Source organism: Kitasatospora sp. NPDC056181 (assembly GCF_042266225.1).
In the GTDB taxonomy this organism is placed as follows: domain Bacteria; phylum Actinomycetota; class Actinomycetes; order Streptomycetales; family Streptomycetaceae; genus Kitasatospora.
Genome location: NZ_JBHJUK010000002.1, coordinates 141,499 through 166,349, shown reverse-complemented (window position 1 = coordinate 166,349; position 24,851 = coordinate 141,499). Strand labels below are relative to the sequence as shown.

The window sequence follows — 24,851 nt, the reverse complement described above, 5'->3', positions numbered from 1 at the left end:
CAGGATTACTTGTTGCCGAAGACGAACGGCATGACGATGCCGATGAGGGCGAGCGCCTCGGTCAGCGCGAAGCCGATGAACATGTTGGAACGGATGAGGCCGGCGGCCTCGGGCTGACGGGCCATGGCCTGGACACCGTTACCGAAGATGAGACCGACGCCGATGCCGGGGCCGATCGCGGCGAGGCCGTAGCCGATGGACGCGACGGAACCGTAGACAGTGCCCTCAGCGAGGAAGCTCATTGCAGTTGTCCTTTGCAGGGTGGTGAACCGGTGGTGATTGGCCACCGGGCGATCCGGGAGGTTTGGTTCGGGGAGGGCCGGGGCCCCTGGCTCAGTGCGCCTCTTCGAGGGCACCGGCGATGTAGCTGCTGGCCAGCATCACGAAGATGTAGGCCTGCAGGAACTGGACCAGCAGCTCGAAGGCGGTCAGCGCGACGGCGACGATGAACGAGGCCGAGCCGTACAGCGCGCCCAGGGTCGGGCTGAGCAGGTACCAGGAGGCGATGGAGAACATCACGATCAGCAGGTGGCCGGCGAACATGTTCGCGAAGGCTCGGACCGCGAGCGTGAAGGGGCGCACGAAGATGTTCGAGAAGAACTCGATCGGCACCAGGATGAACATGACCCAGCCGGGGATGCCCGAGGGCCAGCAGAGGTTCTTGAGGCCGCCGACGAAGCCGTGCTTCTTGAAGGTCAGCGTCATGTAGGTGACCCACACGACACCGGCCAGGCCGGCCGGGAACGCGATCGCGGCCGTCACCGGGAACTGGGCGAACGGGATGATCGACATGATGTTCATCAGCCAGATGAAGAAGAACATCGAGACGAGCATCGGGACGTACTTCTCGCCCTTCTTGCCGATCGTCTCCAGCACGATGGACCGCTTGACGAAGTCGTAGCCGATCTCGGCGACCAGCTGCAGCTTGCCGGGAACGAGGCGCGGCTTGGCGAAGCTGACCCAGAAGAAGACGACCACCAGCAGCGCGACGACCATCGACAGCAGCATCGGCTTGTTGAAGTAGAAGCTGCCGATCGAGAAGATCGGCTTGAAGTCGAACTCGTTCAGGCCCGGGGCCGGGAAGCCGCAGCCAGCGTCCCCGAAGTGGCAACTGCCTGAGGCGAGGGACGTGAGCTGATCAGCACTCACCACGGACTCCTTCGTCGTGACGCATGGTTACGGCAACCTCGGTGTGTCGGCGTGGCCTGCGGCCACGGAGCGGCACTGGAACTTGATGGGTTTCTCGCGGACCCCGCGCGGCGGCTATCTGCGCCACAGCGGGACCATCGAAGACTGCGCGGGTCCGGGGGGCGATCCGTCCGTCTTCCGGACAGACCTGGCCTCTTCCCGTACTCCGTTGTTGCGACGGACGATAGCAGCCCGTCAGTGCGGCATAAACACCGCCCCCCTCGTTGGGGGGACAGTCGGGCCTCGTCACTGTTGACGCCCCGAGTCGGAAGGCTTGTCGCCCTTGTTTTCGGAGGCGTCGGTGTCGACGTAGAAGGTCTTGGCCTTGAGCGCACCGCGCACCTGGAAGCCCGTCCAGATCAGTGCGCAGCCCAGCAGCGTGAAGGCGAATGCCTGCCGGTTGAAGAGCTCGGTGTTCTTGAAGACGGCGAGGACGATGCCGACCAGCAGAATCTGAGTGGTGTAGACCAGGAGCGCCGCAGCCATCATGATGTGCGGGTTCGACCTGGTCAGCCGGTCGAGTGCGACCTGGCCGAAGCTGAAGAAGGCCATCACCAGCAGCGTTCCGAAGAGGGCGCCGAGCAGTCCCTTGCCACCCGCGACGGCAAAGGAGATCACCATGGCGATGATCCCGGCGACCGCAGTGGGAATCGCGGCGCCTCGGAGGATCCGGGCGTCGTTGGACGGCATGTCGGCAGCTCCGGCGGCATGTCGATGTGGCAGGGGGACGGGCACAGAACGTGGTGGTTGGCACCGGACCGAGGATCGCCGCAGGCCTTGCCGCTCCGCGGCGGGCCTGTCGAGGGAGACCGACCAGGGACGGAAGTCCTCCACCTGTCAGGTCTTTCGGCGTGTTCTCGGTACTCGTGAACGGTATCACAAACTATTTGATGAGAGCTTTACCATGAATGTGTGGTACCTGTCACACCAACGGCCCAACGGTGCCGCCGTACGGGTGAACCACCTTGACGATACGTCAATTCGCCTACCGGCTGCGGTTGCTGCCGTTCCGGTTGCCGCCGACCGCGGGTGATCCCTTCGGCAGTTCACCCAGGAGTTCCTTGTCCTTCGCGGACAGTTCAGCCATCGGCGCCGAGGTCGGCGCGGGTGCCACCGCATCCTCCCCGACGGCCTGCGCGGCGCTCCGGGCGGCGCCGCGGCGCCGGTAGCGCGGCGGGACGAAGGCCTGCACCGCGCGCGGGGCCCGCGGGCGGAACCGCGGGGTGAGCAGCACCACCAGGCCGACCAGGCAGAGCCCGGCCAGCGTCAGCACGACGGTGCGGCCGGTGTTGGTGACCGAGAAGGCGACGGTGCCGAAGGCGATCAGCGCGGCCCAGAAGTACATGATCAGTACGGCGCGGCTGTGCGAGTGGCCGACCTGGAGCAGCCGGTGGTGCAGGTGCCGCTTGTCGGCGGCGAACGGCGACTGGCCGGCCCAGGTGCGGCGGACCACGGCGAGCAGCAGGTCGGCCAGCGGCAGGGCGATGACGGTCAGCGGCAGCAGCAGCGGGATGTAGATCGGGACGAGGGCGTGCACCGTGGCGGTCTGCGAACCGGTCTCGCTGGTGATGAGGTCCGGGTCGACGCGGCCGGTGATGGAGATCGCGGCGACGGCCAGCATCAGGCCGAGCATCATCGAGCCGGAGTCGCCCATGAAGATCCGGGCCGGGTGCAGGTTGTGCGCCAGGAAGCCCAGGCACATGCCGATCAGCAGCACGCTGAACAGCACGGCGGGGGCCGCGTCCATGATGTTGTAGCCGTACCAGAGCCGGTAGGAGTACAGGAAGAACGCCATCGCGGCGATGCAGACCATGCCGCCGGCCAGGCCGTCCAGGCCGTCGATGAAGTTCACCGCGTTGACCATGACGACGACCATGGTGACCGAGATGACCATGCCCTGGGTGGGGCTGACGGCGACCGCGCCGACACCGGGCACCGGCAGGGTGATCACGGTGACCCCCTGCCAGACCATCACACCGGCGGCGATCATCTGACCGCCCAGCTTGACCAGGGCGTCGACGCCCCACTTGTCGTCGAGCACGCCGAGCAGCCACATGATCCCGGCGCCGGAGAGCAGCGCGCGGATGTCGGTGCCCTGCGAGAAGACCTTGGAGAGGTTGTCCAGCTGCGAGGCGACCAGGATGCCCGCGCAGAGGCCGCCGAACATGGCGATGCCGCCGAGTCGCGGCGTGGGCTCGCGGTGCACGTCACGGGCGCGGACCGGCGGCATCGCGCCGGCCGCGATGGCGAACTTCCTGACCGGGCCGGTCAGCAGGTAGGTGACGGCCGCGGTGCAGAACAGCACCAGCAGATACTCACGCACCACTGGCCTCCTGCGTCACTGTCCGACGGGTCGGTACCGAAGGTACTCCCGTGCCTGTCCGGGTATCGAGGTGCGTCGCCACGGCACACACCTTATTGAGTCGGACGCCCGGGACGTGCATCGCGGTTCGCCCTACCGGGTAGGTGACCCCGGCTCCTCGCCTACGCGCGGTCGGCGAAGGCCCGTGCGAGCTCCCGGACCCGCCGGCCGATCCGTACGTCCGTGCCCTCCGCGAGCAGGCGGCCGATCAGCCCGGCGATCTCGGTCAGCTCGGCCTCCCCCATGCCCTGCGAGGTGACCGTCCCGGTGCCGAGCCGGATCCCGGAGGCCTCGGAGGGCGGCGCGGGGTCGTACGGCAGGGCGCACTTGCCGAGCATCAGTCCGGCGACGGCGCAGCGGCGCTCGGCCTCGGCGCCGCTGACCCCCAGCGGGCCGACGTCGGCGGTGACCAGGTGGGTGTCGGTGCCGCCCGTCAGTGGGCGCATACCGGCCTGCGCGAGCCCCGCGGCCAGGACGCGCGCCCCCGCGACGGTGCGGTGGGCGTACGCGCGGTACCCGGGGGTGGCCGCCTCGGCCAGCGCGACGGCCTTGCCGGCCACCTCGTTCATCGCCGCGCCGCCCTGGCTGAACGGGAAGACCGCCCGGTCGATCCGCTCGGCCAGCCCGGTGGTGCAGAGCAGCAGGCCGCCGCGCGGGCCGCGGAGCAGCTTGTGGGTGGCGGCCACGGTGACGTCCGCGTACGGCACCGGCGAGGGCGCGACGCCCGCCGCGACCAGGCCGGTGGTCTGCGCCGCGGAGGCGATCAGGTAGGCGTCCACCTCGTCGGCGATCTCCCGGAAGGCGGCCCAGTCCGGGTGCCGGGGGTAGGAGATGGAGCCGGCCACGATGGCCTTCGGGCGGTGCTCGCGCGCGAGCTCGCGGACCTGGTCGAGGTCGATCAGTCCGTCCTCGCGGCGCACCCCGTAGCCGACGAAGTCGAACCAGCGTCCGGAGAAGTTGGCACGCGAGCCGCAGCTCAGGTGGCCGCCGTGCTCCAGCGACATCGCCAGCACCACGTCGCCCGGCCGCAGCAGCGCCGCGTACGTCGCCAGCATCGCCGAAGTGGCCGACCGCGGCTGGACGTTGGCGTGCGGGGCGGCGAAGAGCTCGCGGGCCCGGTCGATCGCCAGCAGCTCGGCGGCGTCCGCCAGCGCGCAGCCGGTGTGGTGACGCCGGCCGGGGTAGCCCTCGGCGTACTTGTCGATCAGCGGGCCGGTGAGGGCGGCCAGCACGGCGGGGCTGGTGAGGTTCTCCCCCGCCAGCAGCTGGACGCTCTCGGCCCGCCGCTCGGCCTCGGCGGCGAGCAGGTCGGCCAGCTGCGGGTCGGCCCGTCGCAACGCCTCGGACGCCCACCGGCGCCCCGTCGTCTCGGAGGATCCGGTCACGGCATCGGCGACGGTCATGGCGGGGCTCCCGGGGCGCGTCGGGTGGATCCCTCCAGCGTAGGTCGGGGGATCGCGGCCGTCCTGCCGACGCGGGGGCGGTGCACCCGGGCGGGCGTCCGCCGCGGCCGGAAGGGTGTCAGGATGCGCCGTCAGGCCCTGCGTCCTGAGCGCGCGCCGGTGCCGCGTTCGCGGGGACCGGCGAATGCTGCCGCGGTCAGGCCCGGCGGCAGGAGGGCGCGCCGCGTTCAGGTGCGCGCGGGCACGCCGGTGAGCGCGGTGACCACCGGGTCCACCGCGTGGAATATCTCCTCGCCGCAGTTGCGGAACATGCCGATCGGCGCGCCGTACGGGTCGTGCACCTCGTCCGACTCCGGGCTGGAGGCGAGCAGCCAGCCGCGCAGCGCGGCGGCGGCCCTGACCAGGGCGCGGGCACGCTCGGTGACGTCCGCGCCGCGGCGCGGGTCGGGCAGGGTGCCCGGGTCTATCGTCCGGACCAGGCGGGTGAACTCCTTCAGGGTGAAGGTGCGCAGCCCGGCCTCGTGGCCCATCGAGATCACCTGGGCGCGGTGGTCCAGGGTGGCGGTGAGCACCAGGTCGGCCTCGACCACGTGCTCGTCCAGCAGCTCGCGGCCGGCGAAGCCGCCGCTGTCGGCGCCGTACTCGTCCAGCACCGTGGCGGCGTGCTCCTCCATCGGCGCGCCGACGTGGCCCCAGGTGCCGGCGCTCTCCACGAGGATGCGCCCGGCCACCCGGGGGCTGAGCCGGGTGTCCAGCTCACGCCGGGTGAGCCGCTCGGCGATCGGCGAGCGGCAGATGTTCCCCGTGCAGACGAACAGGATCCGGAAGTGGTCCAGCGGCCTGGGACCCACGCTCAGGTACGGCGATATGCCGGGCCCGGCATGGAGGGAGGCGGCCGTCAACTGCCGGCCTCCAGGTCGGGGACGACCTCCCTCAGCTGCTCGGCGCTGATCGCGCCGGCCCGCAGCAGGACCGGGACCTTACCCGTGACGTCGACGATGGAGGAGGCGGTGGCGTGGTCGGCCGTGCCGCCGTCCAGGTAGACCGAGATGGCGTCGCCGAGCTGCTGCTCGGCCTCGTCGCAGGTGGACGGCGACGGGCCGCCGGTCTTGTTGGCGCTGGAGACGGCGAGCGGGCCGGTGGTGTTCAGCAGCTCGATCGCGACCGGGTGCAGCGGCATCCGGACGGCGACGGTGCCGCGGGTCTCGCCGAGGTCCCAGCGCAGCGAGGGCTGGTGCCGGGCGACCAGGGTGAGGCCGCCGGGCCAGAAGGCGTCGACGAGCTCCCAGGCCTGCTCGGAGAAGTCGGTGACCAGGCCGTGCAGGGTGGTCGGCGAGCCGACCAGGACCGGCGAGGGCATGTTGCGGCCGCGGCCCTTGGCGGCCAGCAGGGCGGCGACGGCCTCCGGCGAGAAGGCGTCCGCGCCGACCCCGTAGAGGGTGTCGGTGGGCAGCACGACGAGTTCACCCCGGCGGATGGCCGAGGCGGCCTCGCGCAGGCCGGTGGCGCGGTCCCCTGCATCGGCACAGTCGTAGCGGCGGCTCATCGGTGCGGTCCCCTTCCGAGATGGCTCAACACGTGGGCGGGCGCGTTCACAGCGACGCCCTGCGGGTCGTGGTGCTGCGCTGGATGGTCACGACGAGGCCTTCCGGACCGTCGTGCCGTGCTGGATGGTCACAACGACGCCCTTCGGGCCGTCGTGAAGCGCGGCCGGTTGTTCAGGTCGCGGTGGTCGGCGGCGTCCGTCCAGCCGCCTTCCTCGTTGAAGATCCACGGCACCTGGCCGCCCTGGGTGTCGGCGTGCTCGATCACCACGGCGCCGCCCGGGCGCAGCAGGCGGGCGGCGACCCGCTCGATGCCGCGGATGGTGTCCAGCCCGTCCTCGCCGGAGAACAGCGACATCTGCGGGTCGTGGTCGCGGGCCTCCGGCGCCACGTACTCCCACTCGGTGAGCGGGATGTACGGCGGGTTGGAGATCACCAGGTCGAAGCGGCCGTCCCAGGAGCGGTCGTCGGCGAAGGCCTTGGTGGCGTCACCGGCGTGCAGGGTGACCCGGGCGCGGTCGGAGCTGGCCTCGATGTTGCGCCGGGTGTACTGCAGCGCCCCCTCGTCCAGCTCGAAGGCGTGCACGGTGGAGCGCGGCAGCTCCTGGGCGAGGGCCAGCGCGATGGCGCCGGAGCCGGAGCAGAGGTCGACCACCAGCGGCTCGGCGACGTCCATGTCACGGACGGCGTCTATGGCCCACTCGACGACCGTCTCGGTCTCCGGGCGGGGCACGAAGACCCCGGGGCCGACCTCCAGCTCCAGGTAGCGGAAGAACGCCCGGCCGGTGATGTGCTGGAGCGGCTCGCGCGCCTCGCGGCGGGAGACGGCCTCCCAGTAGCGGGCGTCGAAGTCCGCGTCCTTGACCGTGTGCAGCTGGCTGCGCTTGACGTTGTGGACGTGTGCGGCGAGCTCCTCCGCGTCGAAGCGCGGCGACGGCACACCGGCCGCGGCCAACCGCTGGGTGGCCTGGGCCACCTCGGCGAGCAGCAGGTTCACGTACGACCTCTTGTTTCTGCGCTGCGGCTTCTCTGGTGCGTCCGGGGCCCGGACGCCGGTCTCAGTTCTGCTGGGCCGCCGCGAGCTTGGCGGCCGCGTCGGCGTCCACGCAGGACTGGATCACCGCGTTCAGGTCGCCGTCCAGGACCTGGTCCAGGTTGTACGACTTGAAGCCCGTGCGGTGGTCCGAGATGCGGTTCTCGGGGTAGTTGTACGTGCGGATCCGCTCGGAGCGGTCCACGGTGCGGACCTGGCTGCGGCGCGCGTCCGAGGCCTCCCGCTCGGCCTCCTCCTGCGCGGCGGCCAGCAGCCGCGAACGCAGGATGCGCATCGCCTGCTCCTTGTTCTGGAGCTGGCTCTTCTCGTTCTGGCAGGACGCCACGATACCGGTCGGCAGGTGGGTGATCCGGACCGCGGAGTCGGTGGTGTTGACCGACTGGCCGCCGGGGCCGGACGAGCGGTAGACGTCGATCCGCAGGTCGTTGGCGACGATCTCGACCTCGACCTCCTCCGCCTCGGGGGTGACCAGCACGCCCGCCGCGGAGGTGTGGATGCGGCCCTGCGACTCGGTGGCGGGGACGCGCTGCACGCGGTGCACGCCGCCCTCGTACTTCAGCCGCGCCCAGACGCCCTGGCCGGGCTCGGTGCTGCCCTTGGTCTTCACGGCCACCGACACGTCCTTGTACCCGCCGAGGTCGGACTCGTTGGAGTCGATGATCTCGGTCTTCCAGCCGATCCGCTCGGCGAAGCGCAGGTACATCCGGAGCAGGTCACCGGCGAACAGCGCGGACTCCTCGCCGCCCTCGCCCGCCTTGATCTCCAGGATGACGTCCTTCTCGTCGCTCGGGTCGCGCGGGACGAGCAGCAGCCGCAGCTCCTCCGTCAGCTCCTCGCGGCGGGCCTCGGAGTCCTTCACCTCGGCGAGGAACTCCGGCTCCTCGGCGGCGAGTTCGCGGGCGGCCTCGATGTCCTCGCCGGCCTGCTTCCAGGCCCGGTAGACCCGGGTGATCGGGGTCAGCTCGGCGTACCGCTTGGCCAGCTTGCGCGCGTTGGCCTGGTCGGCGTGGACGGACGGGTCGGCCAGCCTCGTCTCGAGGTCGGCGTGCTCGACGAGGAGCTCTTCGACTGCCTCGAACATGGGTGGCCTTCTTCCCGTGGGTTGCGGTGGTGGGGGTCGCGGGGCGCTCGTGCGCCGTGGGACGCGAACGGCGCCGGTCCCCAACGCCCCCGGAACGAGTACGGGGGCGCCGGGAACCGGCGCCGAGGGAGCGCTAGGCCTTCGCGCTGTGCTGCTTGCCGAAGCGGGCCTCGAAGCGGGCCACGCGGCCACCGGTGTCGAGGATCTTCTGCTTGCCGGTGTAGAACGGGTGGCACTGCGAGCAGACCTCGGCGCGGATCTCGCCACTGGTCTCGGTCGAGCGGGTGGTGAACTCGTTGCCGCAGGTGCAGGTCACACGGGTGACCACGTACTCGGGGTGAACGTTGGGCTTCAAGGGGTTCTCCTAGTGTTCGGGAGGGCACCGGGTCGGCGACTGGAGTGCCGCACGTGAACCGGGACCGACGGACCAGTCTGCCAGGACCGGCCGCTTCTTCCCAAACCGGGAGGCGTTCCGGGATATTCCGGGCCCGGACTCAGCGGGGCGCGGTCGCCCGCGCCGAAGGCCCGGCGGTGCCCGCCCGACCGTTCGCCGGGGCCTTCGCGGGGGCCGTGGGGGTCGCCTGGGCGGGGTTCCCGGGCTGGGCCGCCACCACGGCCTGCGGGAGCGCCTGGTCGGCCTTCAGGGCCGCCCAGAGCTGGTCCGCCTGCGGCTGCTGCGCGACCACCCGGTTGGGGTCGCCGGGGGCCGCCACCACCGGCAGGGTGACCATGGACAGCTGGTCCGGGCCGATCCCCTTGAGCTCCTGGGCCAGCCCCACCAGGGAGTTCACCGAGGCCAGCGCCGAGTCGGTGGTGATGGAGCGGGTCAGCGTGTCGCCGATCGACCAGAGCTTGACCGGGTCGGAGAAGAACCCGATCCCGCCGGCCTGCTGGAGCAGCGACCTCACCATCTGCTTCTGCAGCTCGATCCGGCCGAGGTCGCTGCCGTCGCCGACGCCGTGCCGGGTGCGGACGAAGGCCAGCGCCTGCCTGCCGTCGAGGTGGTGCTCGCCGGCCGCCAGGTCCAGCCCGCTGTCCTGGTCGTGAATGGGGACCGTGGTGGTCACGGTGGCCCCGCCCATCGCGTCCACGACCCGGGCGAAGCCGGCGAAGTCGATCTCGACGTAGTGGTCCATCCGCAGCCCGGTGAGCTGCTCCGTGGTCTTGACCGCGCACGCGGCGCCACCGGTCTCGTACGCGCTGTTGTACATCGCGCGCCCGGCCCCCGGGGCGGCCTTGCCGTTCCGGTCGGTGCAGTCGGGCCGGGCGACCAGGGTGTCCCGGGGTATCGAGACCACCTCGGCCCGCGAGTGGTCCTGGCTGACGTGCACCACCATGGCGGTGTCCGAGCGGGCGGTGTCGCCGGTGTCGCCGCCGGCCAGGTCGCCGTTCCCGCCGGCCCGCGAGTCCGAGCCGAGCACCAGGACGTTGAACGAGCCGTCGGTGGCGGACGGCGGGCGGGCGGTGCCCAGCCGGGCGTCGATGTCGACGCTCTTGATGTTGCCGTTGAGCTTGAAGTACGCGTAGCCGGCCGCCCCGGCACCGAGGACGACGAGCGCGGCGAACGCGCACGCGGCCACCCGCAGGACCTTGCGGCGGCGGCTCAGGACCCGCTTGTGCTCAGCCATACGGTCCAGAGTAAATCGGACAACATGATCCAAAGGGGTCAATGTGTCCCAACTCTGGAACAACGCACGGAACCCCGGTCCGCTCGCGCGAACCGGGGTTCCGTGCCGGTGGATCAACCGATGACGGTCAGTCGCCGGACCCGGGGGTCGTCTTGGCGATCTGCATCAGGAACTCGGCGTTGGACTTGGTCTGCTTCATCTTGTCCAGCAGCAGCTCGATCGCCTGCTGCGAGTCGAGCGCGTGCAGCACCCGGCGGAGCTTCCAGACGATGGCCAACTCCTCGCTGCCCAGCAGGATCTCCTCCTTGCGGGTGCTGGAGGCGTCGACGTCGACGGCCGGGAAGATGCGCTTGTCCGAGAGCTTCCGGTCGAGCTTGAGCTCCATGTTGCCGGTGCCCTTGAACTCCTCGAAGATCACCTCGTCCATCCGCGAGCCGGTCTCGACCAGCGCGGTGGCCAGGATGGTCAGCGAGCCGCCGTTCTCGATGTTGCGCGCGGCACCGAAGAACTTCTTCGGCGGGTACAGCGCGGTCGAGTCGACACCACCGGACAGGATGCGGCCGGAGGCCGGCGCCGCCAGGTTGTAGGCACGACCCAGGCGGGTGATCGAGTCCAGCAGGATCACCACGTCGTGGCCCAGCTCCACCAGGCGCTTGGCGCGCTCGATGGCCAGCTCCGCGACCGTGGTGTGGTCCTCGGCCGGGCGGTCGAAGGTCGAGGAGATGACCTCGCCCTTCACCGACCGCTGCATGTCGGTGACCTCCTCCGGACGCTCGTCGACCAGGACGACCATCAGGTGGCACTCGGGGTTGTTGTGGGTGATCGCGTTGGCGACCGCCTGCAGCACCATCGTCTTGCCGGTCTTCGGCGGCGCGACGATCAGACCGCGCTGGCCCTTGCCGATCGGCGACACCAGGTCGATGATCCGGGTGGTCAGCACGCCCGGGTCGGTCTCCAGGCGGAGCCGCTCCTGCGGGTAGAGCGGGGTCAGCTTGTTGAACTCGGGGCGGCCGCGGCCGCTCTCCGGGTCCATGCCGTTGACCGAGTCCAGCCGCACCATGGCGTTGAACTTCTCGCGGCGCTCGCCGTCGCGCGGCTGGCGCACCGCACCGGTGATGGCGTCACCCTTGCGCAGGCCGTTCTTGCGGACCTGGGCGAGCGAGACGTAGACGTCGTTCTGGCCCGGCAGGTAGCCGGAGGTGCGCACGAACGCGTAGTTGTCGAGGATGTCGAGGATGCCCGCGACCGGGATCAGCACGTCGTCGTCGCCGACCTGCGGCTCGGCGGGGCCGACCTCGAAGCCCTCACGACGCCCACGGCCCCGGCGGTCGCGGTAACGGCCGCGGCGGCCGCGCCGGCCGTCGCCGAACTCGTCGTCGTCGTAACCGCCCTGCTGCGCCTGCGGCTGGACCTGCTGGCCGCCCTGGCGGTTCTGCTGGCCGTCGCCCTGGCCGGCCTGCTGCTGGCCGCCCTGGCGGTCGGCACGGTCGGTGCGGTCGGCACGGTCCCGTCGGTTGCGGCGGTCACGGCGCGACTCGCGGCTGTCGGCGTCCTGGCCGGCCTGGGCCTCGCCGGCCTCCTGGCGGCCCTCGCGCTCGCCGCCCTCGCGGCGGTCGCGGCGGTCCCGGCGGTCGCGGCGGGTCTCGGTGCGACCCTCCTCCCGGCCCTCGAAGGCGCGGGTCTCGGCCGGGCGGGCCTCGGCCTGCTTGGCCTCGGTGACGACCGCGGCGGGCGCCTCGGCGGCGGCCTCGGCGGTCGGGGCGCCGGCGGCCGAGGTGGCACGGCGGCGGGTGCGCTCGGCACGGGCCGGCGCGGCGGTCTCGGCGGCGGCCTGGACCGGGATCTCGATCTGGGCCTCGGCGGCGGCCGGGGCCTCGGCCTGCGCGGCCTTGGTGCGGCGGGCGGGCTTCTCGGCCGGCTCGGCGGCGGCCGTCTTGGCGGCGGCACGCTTGGTCGCCGGGGCGGCCGTGGTGGCACCGGCGGCGAGCAGCGGGTCCCCGCCGCTCTTCTCCTTGATGGCCTCGATCAGCTGGCTCTTGCGCAGGCGTCCCGTGCCGCTGATCCCCAGCGTCGAGGCGAGCTTCTGGAGCTCGGCCAGGACGAGCCCGTCGAGGCCCGCGGCGGCGGTGCGACGGCGCCGGGCCGGGGCCGCGGGGGCGGCGGCTGCGTCCGACGCCTCGGCGTCCGGGCGCGCGCCCATCAGATCGGTGGTGTCGCTCACTAAGGGTCCTTCCCTGGAGCGGACGTCGGCCTGTCTGGCTCGGCGACCGGTTGTGCTGTCCTGACCAACGCTCGACTGCGTCGGTCCGAGGCGGTGATCCCCCGGATGGCGGTAGCCAGTCGGAGGAGAGCTGCGAGGTGCGGTGCATGAAGCACGGTGGTGCTGAGTGGCGCGATGGGACGGTCGCGTGCCGACCCCGCGCTGCCTGTGAATCCCGGGCCCCCGTCGCGTGACGGTGGCCCGCGCTCCGCCCGTCCTGGCCTCGGGTTGGAGGCTGCGGGTGGGAGTCAGGTGCCGTCACGGCTTCGGGATGCGACCGCAAGTTGCGCAGGCAGGCTGCGTACGCGCTGCGGTGGGCTCCCGGAGAATCGTCGCCCCGTGCATCGCCGGGACTCCGCGTGAGCGGAGTGCTGGGATCGGGACGCGGCGCACCGAGCCCCGGAGGGCACCTGGTGCAGCAATGAGGTTAACACTACCGACCCCCTCAGACATTCCCCAGCCTTGCGCTTGCCAATCGTGTCCGGACAACCCGGCTCCGGTCGGCGCCGGTCCGGGCCGTCGGACGTGCTCCGACGTGGTGCTCAGACGTCGAGCGGGAGCACCGTGGCCCCGGCCCGGTCGAGCTCCAGCCGGTGCGCGGCGAACACCGGGCCGCCGTGGCCGTGGTCGCCTGCGAAGGCCAGCACCTTGTCGGCACCCGCCTCGTCGGTGAGCGCCAGCACGGTCGGACCGGCCCCGGAGATCACCGCCGGGACGCCCTCCGCGCGCAACGCCCCCACCAGCGCGGCACTGTCCGGCATCGCGGAGGCCCGGTAGTCCTGGTGCAGCCGGTCCTCGGTGGCGGCGAGCAGCAGCTCGGGCCGCCGGGTCAGGGCCTCCACCATCAGCGCGGCGCGGCCCGCGTTGACGGCGGCGTCGGCCAGCGGGACGGTCTTGGGCAGCAGGCCGCGGGCGGTCTCGGTGAGCACCTCGGTGGACGGGATGAACACCACCGGGACGACCTGCGCGGACGGCTCCAGGGTCACGGCCCTGGCGGACTCCTCGTCGGTCCAGGCCACCGTGAAGTTGCCCCGCAGGCAGGACGCGACGTTGTCGGGGTGGCCCTCCAGCTCGGAGGCGAGGGCCAGCAGCGCCTCGTCGTCCAGCGCGGACGGGCCGCCGATGGTGACGGCGCGGGCGGCCACGATGCCGGCGCAGATCGCGGCGGACGAGGAACCCAGGCCACGGCCGTGCGGTATCCGGTTGGCGCACACCACTTCGAGGCCGCGCGGCTGGCCGCCGAGGCGGTCGAAGGCGGCGCGCATCGAGCGGACCACCAGGTGGCGCTCGTCACGGGCCAGGGTGTCGGCACCCTCGCCGGCGATGTCGACGGAGAGTCCGGAGTCGGCGACCCGGACGACCACGTCGTCGTACAGACCCAGGGCGAGTCCGAAGGCGTCGAAACCGGGGCCGAGGTTGGCGCTGGTCGCGGGAACCCGGACCCGGACGGCGGCGGCACGGAACGCAGGACCGGCCATGCGGTGGACTCTCCTGGGGAAATCGGGCGGCGCGAAGCGCGTCGGTGCGAGGGTGGGGATGGGCCGCGGGCCCCGGCCGGGGCGGGCGGTCACAGTCGTCGGCGCGGCCCGCAGACGGGCCGGACCCGGGGCATGTGCCACACGGCCGAACCCAGAGTATCGAAGAGAGGTTCCACAGTGGTACACCCCGTGGGCCTTCGATCTGGTGTGTTGCCGTTTCTGGCCGGAATGCATGCCGGAATGGCACCGGAATGCACGCTGGAATTGACACAAAAGTGTCAGCCGAGAACGGCGGCGGGCCGACCCCCGAAAGGGTCGGCCCGGACACCGTTCACGGGGTGACCCGGCTCAGTCCAGCAGGCCGAGGCGGCGGGCGGCGGCCTCCGCGTCGATCGGGACCACCTGGGGCTGCGGGGCGCCGGCCACGGCCCAGTCCGGGTCCTTGAGGCCGTTGCCGGTCACGGTGCAGACGATCCGCTGGCCCGGGTCGACCAGGCCGGCCTCCGCCTTGGCCAGCAGGCCGGCCACCGAGGCGGCCGAGGCGGGCTCCACGAAGACGCCCTCCTGAGCGGCCAACAGCCGGTAGGCGGACAGAATCTGACGATCCGTCACCTTGTCGATGAGACCGCCCGATTCGTCCCGCGCGGCCAGCGCGAAGTCCCAGGAGGCCGGGTTGCCGATCCGGATCGCGGTGGCGATGGTCTGCGGCTTGAGCACCGGCGCACCGTCCACGATCGGGGCCGAGCCGGCGGCCTGGAAGCCCCACATCCGCGGGGTGCGGGCGGCCAGCCCGTCGGTGGCGTATTCGCGGTAACCCTTCCAGTACGCGGTGATGTTGCCCGCGTTGCCGACCGGGAGGACGTGGATGTCGGGTGCGTCGCCGAGCATGTCCACGATCTCGAAGGCCGCGGTCTTCTGGCCCTCGATCCGGACCGGGTTCACCGAGTTGACCAGCGCCACCGGGTACTTCTCGGACAGTTCACGCGCAAGGGTGAGGCAGTCGTCGAAGTTCCCGTCCACCTGAAGGATCTTGGCGCCGTGGACCAGCGCCTGACCCATCTTGCCGAGCGCGATCTTGCCCTGCGGGACCAGCACCGCCGACACCATCCCGGCGCGCACCGCGTAGGCGGCGGCGGAGGCCGAGGTGTTGCCGGTGGAGGCGCAGATGACGGCCTGGGCGCCGTCCTCCTTCGCCTTGGAGATGGCCATCGTCATGCCGCGGTCCTTGAAGGACCCGGTCGGGTTGGCGCCCTCGACCTTGAGGTAGACCTCGCAGCCGGTGCGCTCGGAGAGCACCCGGGCGGGGACGAGCGGCGTGCCGCCCTCCAGCAGGGTGACCACGGGAGTGGAGTCGGTGACCGGCAGGCGGTCGCGGTACTCCTCGATCAGGCCGCGCCACTGGTGGGTGTGCGCGCCTCTGGCGATCACGGCGTTCATGGCTGTTCCTACTCCCCTTCAACCCGCATGATGCTGGCCACGTCCCGCACGCTGTCGAGCGCGCGGAGCTTGTCGACCGTCGCCGACAGGGCGGCGTCGGTGGCACGGTGGGTGACCACGACGAGCGAGGCGTCGCCGTCGCGGCCCTGCTGGCGCACGGTGTCGATGGAGACCCCGTGCTCGGCGAAGACGGACGCCACCTGCGCGAGCACGCCCGCGCGGTCGTCCACGTCCAGGCTGACGTGGTACCGGGTGACGACCTCGTCCATCGGCTTGGCCGGCAGCTGCGTGTACACGGAGTCACCGGGGCCGGTGGCGCCGGCCAGCTTGTTGCGGCAGACCGCGACCAGGTCGCCGAGCACCGCCGAGGCGGTCGGCGAGCCGCCCGCGCCCGGGCCGTAGAACATCAGGCGCCCGGCCGCCTCGGCCTCGACGAACACCGCGTTGTACGCCTCGCGGACGGACGCCAGCGGGTGCGACAGCGGGATCATCGCCGGGTGCACCCGCGCGGTGACGGACTCGCCGTCGGCCGCCCGCTCGCAGATCGCGAGCAGCTTGACGACGCAGCCCATCTCCTTCGCGGAGGCGATGTCGGCGGCGGTCACCTCGGTGATGCCCTCGCGGTAGACGTCCGCCGCGGTCACCTTGGTGTGGAAGGCGATCCCGGCCAGGATCGCGGCCTTGGCGGCGGCGTCGAAGCCCTCGACGTCGGCCGTCGGGTCCGCCTCGGCATAGCCGAGCGCGGTGGCCTCCTCCAGCGCCTCCGAATAGCCGGCGCCGGTGGTGTCCATCTTGTCGAGGATGAAGTTGGTGGTGCCGTTCACGATGCCCAGCACCCGGTTGACCTTGTCCCCCGCGAGGGACTCGCGCAGCGGGCGCAACAGCGGGATCGCTCCGGCCACCGCGGCCTCGTAGTAGAGGTCCACGCCGGCCTCGGCGGCCGCGGCGTGCAGCTCGGTGCCGTCCTGGGCGAGCAGCGCCTTGTTGGCGCTGACCACCGAGGCGCCCTGCTTGAACGCCGACAGGAGGAGGTGTTTGGACGGCTCGATGCCGCCCACGACCTCGATCACCACGTCGATGTCGCCCCGGTTGACCAGGGCCTCGGCATCGGTGGTGACCAGGTGATCGGGCACTCCCGGGCGGGTCCGGCCCGCCCGGCGGACCGCGATGCCGGCGAGCTCGACCGGCGCGCCGATGCGCGCGGCGAGGTCGGCGGCGTCCGTCGTCATGATGCGCGCCACCTCGGAGCCCACCACACCACAGCCCAGCAACGCCACCTTCAGCGGCCGCGTACGCATCATCCGACTCCGCTCTGCATTCGTCCTGCTTCGGTATTCCGGCGGGATTTCGGGGGTCCGCCGAAACTTCGGTCCGTACCAGTCTCCGGGACTTTCCGTACGGATCTACGGTCGTTCCATGATCTGAGACGAGAATTTCGTCATCCGATATCGAGACGCAGGAGATCCTCCTCCGTCTCGCGCCGGACGATCACCCGGGCCGCGCCGTCCCCGACGGCCAGCACGGGGGGCTTGAGGGCGTGGTTGTAGTTGCTGGCCATCGAGCGGCAGTAGGCGCCGGTGGCCGGCACCGCGATCAGGTCGCCGGGGGCCAGGTCGGCGGGCAGGAAGGCGTCCCGCACCACGATGTCGCCGGACTCGCAGTGCTTGCCCACCACGCGGACCAGCATCGGCTCGGCGTCGCTGGCGCGCGACACCAGGGCCACCGAGTACTCGGCGTCGTAGAGCGCCGTCCGGATGTTGTCGGACATGCCGCCGTCCACGCTGACGTAGGTGCGCAGGCCCTCCAGCGGCTTGACGGTGCCGACCTCGTACAGCGTGAAGGCGGTCGGGCCGACGATCGCGCGGCCGGGCTCGACGCTCAGCCGGGGGGCGCCGAGGTTCGCGGCGGCGCACTCGCGGCGGACGATGTCGGCCAGCGCGGCGGCGATCTCGGACGGCTCGCGCGGGTCGTCGTCGCTGGTGTAGGCGATGCCGAGGCCGCCGCCGAGGTCGATCTCGGGCAGCTCGACGCCGTGCTCGTCCCGGATCTCCGCCAGCAGGCCGACCACCCGGCGGGCGGCCACCTCGAAGCCGGCCGTGTCGAAGATCTGCGAGCCGATGTGCGAGTGGATGCCGCGCAGCTCCAGGGTCCCGTCGTGGGCGAGCACCCGGCGCACGGCCTCGGCCGCCGCGCCGCCGCTCAGCGAGAGGCCGAACTTCTGGTCCTCGTGCGCGGTGGCGATGAACTCGTGGGTGTGCGCCTCGACGCCGACGGTGATCCGGATCAGCACCGGCTGGCGGACGCCCTGCCGGCCGGCGATCGCGGCGAGGCGCTCGATCTCCTCGTAGGAGTCGACCACGATGTGCCCGACGCCCGCCTTCACGGCCTGCTCCAGCTCGTGGACGGACTTGTTGTTGCCGTGCAGCGCGATCCGCTCGGCGGGCATCCCGGCGGCCAGCGCGACGTGCAGCTCGCCGCCGCTGCACACGTCGACGTTCAAGCCCTCCTCGTGCAGCCAGCGCACGACCGCCTTGGAGAGGAACGCCTTGCCCGCGTAGTACACGTCCGCCTCGGTGCCGAAGGCGTCCCTCCAGGCACGGGCCCGGGAGCGGAAGTCGGCCTCGTCCATGACGTAGGCCGGGGTGCCGAACTCGGCGGCGAGACGGTTGACGTCGATGCCTCCGACGGTGACGACGCCGTCGGCGCCGCGGGTGACGGTCTCGGACCACACCTTCGGGTCGAGCGCGTTCAGGTCGGCCGGCGGGGCCTGGTAGTGGCCCTCGGGCAGCACGTCGCCGTGGCGGGGGCCTGCGGGGTGTGCGGAGCGACTCATGCCTTCTCGTACTTCCTAGACCTATGGCGAGGGGCGGCGACGGTCCCCGTTGACCGTCCGCCGCCCCCGCTGTGCGCTTGGGGGTGGTGCTACATCCGCTCGGGCGCCGTCACGCCCAGGAGCGTGAGGCCGTTGGCGATCACCGTGCGCGTCGCGTCGGCGAGCCAGAGACGGGCGTGCGTGAGGTCGGTGACCTCCTCGTCGCCCTTCGGCAGGATCTGGCAGTTGTCGTAGAACCGGTGGTAGTCGCGGGCGACCTCCTCCAGGTACCGCGCGACGTGGTGCGGCTCCCGCAGCTCGCCGGCCTTGGCCAGCACCCGCGGGAACTCGCCGAGCTGGCCGAGCAGGTCGGACTCCCACTCGGTGGCGAGCAGCTCCGGTTTGAAGTCCTGGGCCTTGGTGATGCCGAGACCGGCGGCCTTGCGCTGGACGGAGCTCATCCGGGCGTGCGCGTACTGGACGTAGAAGACCGGGTTCTCGTTGGTCTGGCTGGTCAGCACGTTGATGTCGAGCGTGATGGTGGAGTCGGTGGAGGAACGCGCCAGCGTGTAGCGGGCGGCGTCCACGCCGATCCAGTCGACGACGTCGTCGATCGTGATGATGTTGCCGGCCCGCTTGGACATGCGGACCTCTTCGCCGTCGCGAAGCATCTTCACGAACTGGCCGATCTTGACCTCGATGTTGTGGTCCATGTCGTCGCCCGCGCAGGCAGCGATGGCCTTCAGGCGGTTGACGTAGCCGTGGTGGTCCGCGCCCAGCATGTAGACCGAGACCTCGGAGCCGCGGTCCCGCTTCGAGAGGTAGTACGCGGCGTCGGCGGCGAAGTACGTCGTCTCGCCGTCGGCCTTGATCAGGACGCGGTCCTTGTCGTCGCCGAAGTCGGTGGTGCGCAGCCAGATGGCGCCGTCCCGGTCGAAGACGTGGCCCTGCTCGCGCAGCCGGTCGATGGCCTTCTCGACGGCGCCGGAGTCGTGCAGCGACTTCTCCGAGAACCAGACGTCGAAGTGGGTGCCGAACTCCTCCATCGAGCGCTGGATCTCGGCCACCATGAGCTTGAGGCCCTCGGCGCGGAAGACCTGGAGCTGCTCGTCCTCGGGCAGGTCGAGCACGCCCGGGACGCCGTCCACGATCGCCTTGGCGATGTCGACGATGTACTCGCCGACGTAGCCGTCGGCGGGGACCGGCTGCCCGTTGGCGGCGGCCTTCAGCGAGCCGGCGAACTTGGAGATCTGCACGCCCGCGTCGTTGAGGTAGTACTCGGTGGTGACGTCGGCGCCGGAGGCCCGCAGCACGCGCGCCAGCGAGTCGCCGACGGCGGCCCAGCGGACGCCGCCGATGTGGATCGGGCCGGTCGGGTTGGCGGAGACGAACTCCAGGTTGATCTTCAGGCCCTTGAGCGCCTCGTTGCGCCCGTACTCGGCGCCCGCCTCGACGATGGTGCGCGCCAGCGCGCCCTGGGTGGCGGTGTCCAGGGTGATGTTCAGGAAGCCCGGCCCGGCGATGTCGACCTTGGCGACCCCGGGCAGCTCGCGCAGACGGGCGGCCACCAGGTCGGCCACGGCTCGCGGCGGCTTGCCGGCCGGCTTCGCGAGCTGGAGGGCCACGTTCGTCGCGTAGTCGCCGTGGTCCCTGTTCTTGGGCCGCTCGATCGTCACGTGCTCGGGCACGGCGACGGTCAGCTCGCCCGCCTCGACGGCGGCGCTCACTGCGGCCTGGACTGCCTGGGAAAGCTCTGCGGGGGTCACGACGCCAAGCGTAGGCGAGACGGGGCACCCGCCCGCCACTCGGTTTACCGGTTGAGACGCCCTGCCGCCGTGCTCAGCCCCGGTCGATCCCGTCTGTTCGCTGAGGGCGAAATCCGCCCGCGCTGCCGGTCTCCGCACCGCCGCCCTGCGCCATCAGCCGCCACACCAGTGCGACCAGGTCGGCCGGGTCGAAGGGCTTGCCGAGGTACCCGTCCACCCCGACCGCCTCGCCGAGGTCCAGGTCGGCCGGCGTGCAGGCGCTCACGATCGCGATCGGCAGCCCGCTCGTCCCCGGGGCCGCCCGCAGCCGGGCCGCCGTCCGCAGACCGTCCAGCCGCGGCATCATCACGTCCAGCGTCACCACGTCCGGCTTCACCCGGCGGACCACCTCCAGGCACTCGGCGCCGTCGGCTGCGGTCACCACCTCGAAGCCCTCCAGCTCAAGGTTGACCCTGATCAGCTGGCGGATCACCTCGCTGTCGTCCACCACGAGGACCCGCCCGGACACTCCCGACACCTCACCGAGGGTATCGGCGGCCCCGCCGCCCCGTCCGGCCTTTGCGCACTTCCGCTCCCCCGCTCCGGACACCGCTCCCAAAACCCGTGCACGGACCACGCCCCGGGCCTGGTAATGTTCTCCACGTCGAAGCGAACGCGACGACAACACCAAGCAGGCCCCCGTAGCTCAGGGGATAGAGCACCGCCCTCCGGAGGCGGGTGCGCAGGTTCGAATCCTGCCGGGGGCACTTCGCAAGAAGTGCTGAAGAGGCCCAGGTCAGCGGCGAGTTGCCGCCAACCTGGGCCTTCGTCATGTTCCGGGACGGCTCAGGACCCTTCCAGGGCCGCACAGTTGGGCCGCTCGCCACGTCGCCCGCGACGGCGCCCGCCAGATCGCCCGCCGCGGGCCGCCCGTGGTTGGCCGTGGTCGGCCGGATCAGCCGACCGGTCCGGTCCCGAGGACCCTGCCGGGGAAGGCCGGCGGCCGGGCCGCCGGCCGGAGCCGGTGCGGCTCAGGAGGCCGCGGCGACCGCGGCGGCGTAGAGGGCCGCGATGGTGTGGTCGAAGTACTCGCTGTAGGACGTGTCGTTGGTGTCGCCGCCCTGCTGGTAGCCGCCGATGGCACCTATGACGTGACCGGTGGCGGCGCTGATCCAGGGGCCGCCGCTGGTGCCGCCCGGGTAGTCGGGGCAGTCGACGACGCGCTGGTAGGTGCTCTGGCGGCCGGTGGTGTTGGTGCAGAGCAGCGGGGCGTCGCCACCGCTGGGGTAGCCGTAGAGGCGGACGGTGGCGCCGAAGGGCTCGTCCGTACCGAGCGTGTTGGCGCCGACCACGTCCTCGATCCGGCGGCCGTCGGCGGCCGCGGTCTCCAGGATGGCGAAGTCCTCGTCCGGGTCGCCGTTGCGGGACCAGCCGGTGGTGGTGTGGATGGCGGTGACCCGCCAGGTCCCGTACGGGGCGGTGCCGTCGCGGTAGCCGGGGGCGAAGACGACGCCGTCGGTGCTCTCCAGGCAGTGGGCGGCGGTGAGCAGCAGGTTGCCGGTCGGGCTGTGCAGGACGCTGGCGGTGCAGAAGTGGTCGCCCGCCGCGACGTCGCCGCTGAACAGGGCGCCCACGGTGGCGGATTCGGGGGTGGCCGGGGCCTCGGCGGTGGTGCCGAGGGTGACCGTCGGGGTGGCGGAGGAGGTCGCCGCCCGGGCCTCCCGGGGCGAGGGCGTCCTGCTCGGCGACGGGGTCTCCGGCCCGGCGGCCGGGTCGGTGGCCGGGTCCGTGGCCGTGGGAGTGGCCGGGACGGTGGCCGCCGGGGTCGGACTCAGGGTCGGGCCAGGACTCAGGGTCGGGCTCGGACTCGGGCCCGCCGGGGAGACCACCACCGCCGAGGGGCCGCCCGCCGCCGTCGCCTCCGAGGTCCAGGCGTGCGTTCCCGCCACCACCGTGGCGATGGTGAGCGCCGAGAGCGCGGCGAGGAGGGTGGGGGCCAGAAGGCGGCGTCGGGGCGTGCGGCGGCGGTGCTGTCCCATACCTGGTCTGCTCCTGCCCTGGGTGTCGGTGGCAAGTACGGTCCGACTATGGCGGAGGGAGCTGGGAGGGTCGTTACGTCCGCCTGGGAGGCCGATGAGAAAAACCGCCGGCGGGAGCCGGCGGTCGGTCAGCCGGCCAGGGCGCGCGCCAGGCCATCGGCGAGCCCGTCCTCGGTGATGAACGCGGTGTGCGTCCCGACGGTGGTGCAGGCGAACGCCCCGGCCACCGACCCGGCCCGGGCGCACTCCGGCAGCGGGCGGCCGCGGAGCCAGGCGTGCAGGAAGCCGGTCACGAACGCGTCCCCCGCACCGTTGGTGTCGACGACCGGGCGGCCGGGGTCGACGGCCGGCAGGTGCAGCAGCGGCTCGTCCCGGGTGAGCAGGTAGCAGCCGTCGGCACCGGCGGTGGCGGCCACCGCGGCCGCCCGTCCCTCGGCGAGGACGGCGCGCATCACCTCGGTGTGCCGGCCCCGGCAGCCGGCCACCGAGAGGAAGACGAGGTCGGAATTGAGGGCGTAGTCGCGGTGGTGCGGGTTGACGCCGTCCCAGTCGTGCAGGTCGGTGGAGCTGGTGCGGCCGAGCCGGTGGACGTCCGCGTACATGTCGCGGTTGTGGCCGGTGATGGAGAGATGGACGTGCCGGCTGTTCTCCAGGTAGGGCAGGTAGAACGCCGGCGGCAGCCGCAGGTCGGCCGGGTGGCGGCTGTCGTGGAAGGAGAAGCGGCGGCCGGCGGCGTCGACCAGGTTGACCGAGCGCGCGGTGCCGTGCGGCGAGACCAGGTGCGCGAACGGAAGGCGCTGGCGGGCGTACTCGGCGAGGATCAGTTCGGCCTGCGGGTCCTCGCCGAGGTAGTCGATGAAGGCGGTGCGCAGGCCCAGGTGGTGGGCGCCGAGGGCGACGCCGTTGCCGGTGTGGGCGACGTAGTCGAGGACCGGGCCGACCTGCTGCGAGTCGCCGTCGGGCACCTCCAGCCGGTCGACGCGGACGATGGTGTCGACGCCGGCCCCGCCGACGACGAGCAGGTCGAACCCGGGCCCTGCTGCTGCGGACTGCGACACGGCGGCGCCTCCTTGATCCCTGGGGGTTCCAGGAGTCAAGCAGGCGCCGGAGGTCTGCTGCAAGGGCTTGCAGCAAAGATCAGGAGGCTCGTTGCCGCTCGCCCGGCGTCGGCGCCCCCGCCGCCTTCACGCGCGCCCCCGCCTCCTCGTCGGCCGCCCCGGCCCCGGCGGCGGAGCCGCCGCCCGCACCGGTGGCCTCACCGGGCGCCGGCCGGTGGTTGATCATCAGGAACGCGACCAGCGCCGCCAGCAGCAGGATGCCCATCGCCACCCAGGTGGCGACCACGTACCCGTGCACCGCTCCCTGGGCCTGGACCTCGGGACCGGAGCCGGCCCTGGTGACCAGGTACGAAGCGGTGGCGCTGGCCGCGATGGTGTTCAGCAGCGCCGTGCCGAAGGACCCGCCGACCTGCTGCGCCGAGTTGATGGTGGCCGACGCGGCGCCGGCCTCGTTCGGGGCGACCCCGAGGGTGGCCAGGCTCATGGCCGGCATGAACACCATGCCCATGCCGAAGCCGAGCAGCAGTTCCGCGGGCAGCACCATGCCGGCCCACGGGCTGTCCACCTTCATCTGGGTCAGCCAGGCCATGCCCGCCGCGGCGAGGAGCAGGCCGGGGGCGATCAGGTTGCGGGAGGGCACCCTGGTCATCAGCCTGGCCGCGAGGCCGGTGGAGCTGACGACGATGGCGGCGGTCATCGGCAGGAAGGAGACGCCGGAGACCACCGGCGAGAAGTGCTTGATCTCCTGGAGGTAGTAGGTGAGGAACAGGAACAGGCCGAACATGCCGACCATGGCCAGGCCGACCGAGAGCGCGCCGCCGCCGCGGTTCCGTTCGCCGACGATGTGGATCGGGAGCAGCGCGTGCCGGGTGTTCTTCTCGACCAGCACGAAGAGCGCGAGCAGCAGGACGCCGAGCCCCAGCGAGCCGAGCACCAGCCAGTCGCCCCAGCCCCGGGTCACGGCCTCGGAGGTGCCGAAGACGATGGCGAGCAGGCCGCCGCAGCCGAGCAGTGCGCCGGGCAGGTCGAGTCTGACCCGGCGGCCCTTGGCGATGTGGTCACGGGTGAGCACGTAGTAGGCGGCGAGGGCGGTGGCGATGGCGATCGGGGTGTTGACGAAGAGGCACCAGCGCCAGTTCAGGTACTCGGTCAGCAGGCCGCCCGCGATGAACCCGATCGCGGCACCGCCGCCGGCGATCGCGCCGAAGATGCCGAAGGCCGTACTGCGTTCCTTGGGATCGGAGAAGGTCGTGGACAGCAGTCCCAGCGCCGAGGGCGCGAGGATGGCGCCGAAGGCGCCCTGGAGGGCACGGGCCCCGAAGAGCATGGCGGGCCCGACCGCCGCGCCGCCGATCGCGGAGGCGAGGGCGAAGCCGAGCAGGCCGACGGTGAAGACGCGCTTGCGGCCGAAGAGGTCGCCCAGCCGGCCGCCCAGGAGCAGCAGGCCGCCGAAGGCCAGCGTGTAGGCGGTGATCACCCACTGGCGGTTGGCGTCGGAGATGCCGAGGTCCTTCTGGGCCGACGGCAGTGCGATGTTCACGATGGTGATGTCGAGGACGATCATCAGCTGGGCGACGGCGATGACCGCCAGGGCCCACCAGCGGCGGCTGTCCGCCGCCCCGTGAGCCGCATGCCCGGTGGCAGTTTGAGCAGACACTGTTGAGCCTTCCGCAGAGGGTCGGAGAGGTCACGCAGTCGCCTTCAAGCCAAACTCCCGGGGCGCCGATTGGCAAGGAAAAACCTCGCTGAATATGGCAATTCG

Annotated in this window: 21 protein-coding genes and 1 tRNA gene; 1 reads left to right on the top strand and 21 read right to left on the bottom strand. The window is 71.9% G+C overall.

Annotated features, from left to right (window positions below; genetic code table 11):
• Nucleotides 1-5: 5 nt before the first annotated feature.
• From atpE to ACFC1F_RS01815, 18 genes are all read right to left on the bottom strand, one after another.
• Entirely contained in the window at nucleotides 6-242 is a 237-nt protein-coding gene (gene atpE / locus ACFC1F_RS01900; protein WP_148642913.1) for an ATP synthase F0 subunit C, read from the bottom strand.
• A gap of 91 nt (nucleotides 243-333) precedes the next feature.
• Nucleotides 334-1,149, bottom strand: a complete 816-nt coding sequence (gene atpB / locus ACFC1F_RS01895; RefSeq protein WP_209411285.1) for a F0F1 ATP synthase subunit A — start codon at nucleotides 1,147-1,149, stop codon at nucleotides 334-336.
• Between the two features lie 285 nt (nucleotides 1,150-1,434).
• Entirely contained in the window at nucleotides 1,435-1,878 is a 444-nt protein-coding gene (locus ACFC1F_RS01890; RefSeq protein WP_376154968.1) for a hypothetical protein, read from the bottom strand.
• Between the two features lie 295 nt (nucleotides 1,879-2,173).
• Nucleotides 2,174-3,511 (bottom strand): MraY family glycosyltransferase, encoded by a 1,338-nt coding sequence (locus tag ACFC1F_RS01885; protein WP_209411284.1) that lies wholly within the window; start codon nucleotides 3,509-3,511, stop codon nucleotides 2,174-2,176.
• Nucleotides 3,512-3,672: 161 nt separating this feature from the next.
• Nucleotides 3,673-4,953 (bottom strand): serine hydroxymethyltransferase, encoded by a 1,281-nt coding sequence (gene glyA / locus ACFC1F_RS01880; protein ID WP_376154966.1) that lies wholly within the window; start codon nucleotides 4,951-4,953, stop codon nucleotides 3,673-3,675.
• A gap of 227 nt (nucleotides 4,954-5,180) precedes the next feature.
• Complete coding sequence (locus tag ACFC1F_RS01875; RefSeq protein ID WP_376155036.1) at nucleotides 5,181-5,822, bottom strand: protein-tyrosine-phosphatase; 642 nt, start codon at nucleotides 5,820-5,822, stop codon at nucleotides 5,181-5,183.
• Between the two features lie 29 nt (nucleotides 5,823-5,851).
• Complete coding sequence (locus ACFC1F_RS01870) at nucleotides 5,852-6,499, bottom strand: L-threonylcarbamoyladenylate synthase (RefSeq protein ID WP_148642918.1); 648 nt, start codon at nucleotides 6,497-6,499, stop codon at nucleotides 5,852-5,854.
• 128 nt (nucleotides 6,500-6,627) lie between these two features.
• Nucleotides 6,628-7,494 (bottom strand): peptide chain release factor N(5)-glutamine methyltransferase, encoded by an 867-nt coding sequence (gene prmC / locus ACFC1F_RS01865; RefSeq protein ID WP_148642919.1) that lies wholly within the window; start codon nucleotides 7,492-7,494, stop codon nucleotides 6,628-6,630.
• Between the two features lie 61 nt (nucleotides 7,495-7,555).
• The gene (gene prfA, locus ACFC1F_RS01860; protein WP_209411278.1) at nucleotides 7,556-8,632 is read right to left on the bottom strand and encodes a peptide chain release factor 1; all 1,077 of its coding nucleotides are present in this window, start codon (nucleotides 8,630-8,632) and stop codon (nucleotides 7,556-7,558) included.
• A 133-nt stretch (nucleotides 8,633-8,765) separates the two neighbouring features.
• Nucleotides 8,766-8,987, bottom strand: a complete 222-nt coding sequence (rpmE, locus tag ACFC1F_RS01855; protein WP_148642921.1) for a 50S ribosomal protein L31 — start codon at nucleotides 8,985-8,987, stop codon at nucleotides 8,766-8,768.
• 139 nt (nucleotides 8,988-9,126) lie between these two features.
• Nucleotides 9,127-10,260, bottom strand: coding sequence for an LCP family protein (locus ACFC1F_RS01850; protein WP_376154963.1), 1,134 nt, complete (start codon nucleotides 10,258-10,260; stop codon nucleotides 9,127-9,129).
• Between the two features lie 127 nt (nucleotides 10,261-10,387).
• A complete protein-coding gene (gene rho, locus ACFC1F_RS01845) occupies nucleotides 10,388-12,481 on the bottom strand; it encodes a transcription termination factor Rho (protein ID WP_376154962.1) in 2,094 nt (697 codons plus the stop codon).
• Nucleotides 12,482-13,062: 581 nt separating this feature from the next.
• Nucleotides 13,063-13,998 (bottom strand): homoserine kinase, encoded by a 936-nt coding sequence (thrB, locus tag ACFC1F_RS01840; protein ID WP_376154960.1) that lies wholly within the window; start codon nucleotides 13,996-13,998, stop codon nucleotides 13,063-13,065.
• Nucleotides 13,999-14,346: 348 nt separating this feature from the next.
• Nucleotides 14,347-15,435, bottom strand: coding sequence for a threonine synthase (gene thrC, locus ACFC1F_RS01835; protein ID WP_148642925.1), 1,089 nt, complete (start codon nucleotides 15,433-15,435; stop codon nucleotides 14,347-14,349).
• Between the two features lie 8 nt (nucleotides 15,436-15,443).
• Nucleotides 15,444-16,736 carry a homoserine dehydrogenase gene (locus ACFC1F_RS01830; protein WP_209411269.1) on the bottom strand — a complete coding sequence of 431 codons (1,293 nt, stop codon included), beginning with the start codon at nucleotides 16,734-16,736 and terminating at the stop codon, nucleotides 15,444-15,446.
• A 137-nt stretch (nucleotides 16,737-16,873) separates the two neighbouring features.
• Nucleotides 16,874-18,268 (bottom strand): diaminopimelate decarboxylase, encoded by a 1,395-nt coding sequence (gene lysA, locus ACFC1F_RS01825; protein WP_209411268.1) that lies wholly within the window; start codon nucleotides 18,266-18,268, stop codon nucleotides 16,874-16,876.
• 89 nt (nucleotides 18,269-18,357) lie between these two features.
• Nucleotides 18,358-20,013 (bottom strand): arginine--tRNA ligase, encoded by a 1,656-nt coding sequence (argS, locus tag ACFC1F_RS01820; protein WP_376154957.1) that lies wholly within the window; start codon nucleotides 20,011-20,013, stop codon nucleotides 18,358-18,360.
• A 73-nt stretch (nucleotides 20,014-20,086) separates the two neighbouring features.
• Nucleotides 20,087-20,530 (bottom strand): response regulator, encoded by a 444-nt coding sequence (locus ACFC1F_RS01815; protein WP_376154955.1) that lies wholly within the window; start codon nucleotides 20,528-20,530, stop codon nucleotides 20,087-20,089.
• A 157-nt stretch (nucleotides 20,531-20,687) separates the two neighbouring features.
• On the opposite strand from ACFC1F_RS01815, the gene ACFC1F_RS01810 reads away from it, so the two are divergent.
• Nucleotides 20,688-20,759: transfer RNA gene (locus ACFC1F_RS01810), tRNA-Arg, on the top strand.
• 264 nt (nucleotides 20,760-21,023) lie between these two features.
• Here ACFC1F_RS01810 and ACFC1F_RS01805 read toward each other — a convergent pair.
• From ACFC1F_RS01805 to ACFC1F_RS01795, 3 genes are all read right to left on the bottom strand, one after another.
• Nucleotides 21,024-22,031 carry a trypsin-like peptidase domain-containing protein gene (locus ACFC1F_RS01805; RefSeq protein WP_376154954.1) on the bottom strand — a complete coding sequence of 336 codons (1,008 nt, stop codon included), beginning with the start codon at nucleotides 22,029-22,031 and terminating at the stop codon, nucleotides 21,024-21,026.
• Nucleotides 22,032-22,159: 128 nt separating this feature from the next.
• Nucleotides 22,160-23,089, bottom strand: a complete 930-nt coding sequence (locus ACFC1F_RS01800) for a carbohydrate kinase family protein (protein ID WP_376154952.1) — start codon at nucleotides 23,087-23,089, stop codon at nucleotides 22,160-22,162.
• Between the two features lie 79 nt (nucleotides 23,090-23,168).
• On the bottom strand, nucleotides 23,169-24,746 hold the full coding sequence (locus ACFC1F_RS01795; RefSeq protein ID WP_376154950.1) for an MFS transporter: 1,578 nt from the start codon (nucleotides 24,744-24,746) through the stop codon (nucleotides 23,169-23,171).
• Between the last annotated feature and the right edge of the window lie 105 nt (nucleotides 24,747-24,851).

Bases quoted from the DNA above. Each gene is read 5' to 3' on its own strand.
- atpE (WP_148642913.1), bottom strand. From the start codon at position 242: ATGAGCTTCCTCGCTGAGGGCACTGTCTACGGTTCCGTCGCGTCCATC.
- ACFC1F_RS01890 (WP_376154968.1), bottom strand. From the start codon at position 1,878: ATGCCGTCCAACGACGCCCGGATCCTCCGAGGCGCCGCGATTCCCACT.
- glyA (WP_376154966.1), bottom strand. From the start codon at position 4,953: ATGACCGTCGCCGATGCCGTGACCGGATCCTCCGAGACGACGGGGCGC.
- ACFC1F_RS01870 (WP_148642918.1), bottom strand. From the start codon at position 6,499: ATGAGCCGCCGCTACGACTGTGCCGATGCAGGGGACCGCGCCACCGGC.
- prfA (WP_209411278.1), bottom strand. From the start codon at position 8,632: ATGTTCGAGGCAGTCGAAGAGCTCCTCGTCGAGCACGCCGACCTCGAG.
- ACFC1F_RS01850 (WP_376154963.1), bottom strand. From the start codon at position 10,260: ATGGCTGAGCACAAGCGGGTCCTGAGCCGCCGCCGCAAGGTCCTGCGG.
- thrB (WP_376154960.1), bottom strand. From the start codon at position 13,998: ATGGCCGGTCCTGCGTTCCGTGCCGCCGCCGTCCGGGTCCGGGTTCCC.
- thrC (WP_148642925.1), bottom strand. From the start codon at position 15,435: ATGAACGCCGTGATCGCCAGAGGCGCGCACACCCACCAGTGGCGCGGC.
- ACFC1F_RS01830 (WP_209411269.1), bottom strand. From the start codon at position 16,736: ATGATGCGTACGCGGCCGCTGAAGGTGGCGTTGCTGGGCTGTGGTGTG.
- lysA (WP_209411268.1), bottom strand. From the start codon at position 18,268: ATGAGTCGCTCCGCACACCCCGCAGGCCCCCGCCACGGCGACGTGCTG.
- ACFC1F_RS01805 (WP_376154954.1), bottom strand. From the start codon at position 22,031: ATGGGACAGCACCGCCGCCGCACGCCCCGACGCCGCCTTCTGGCCCCC.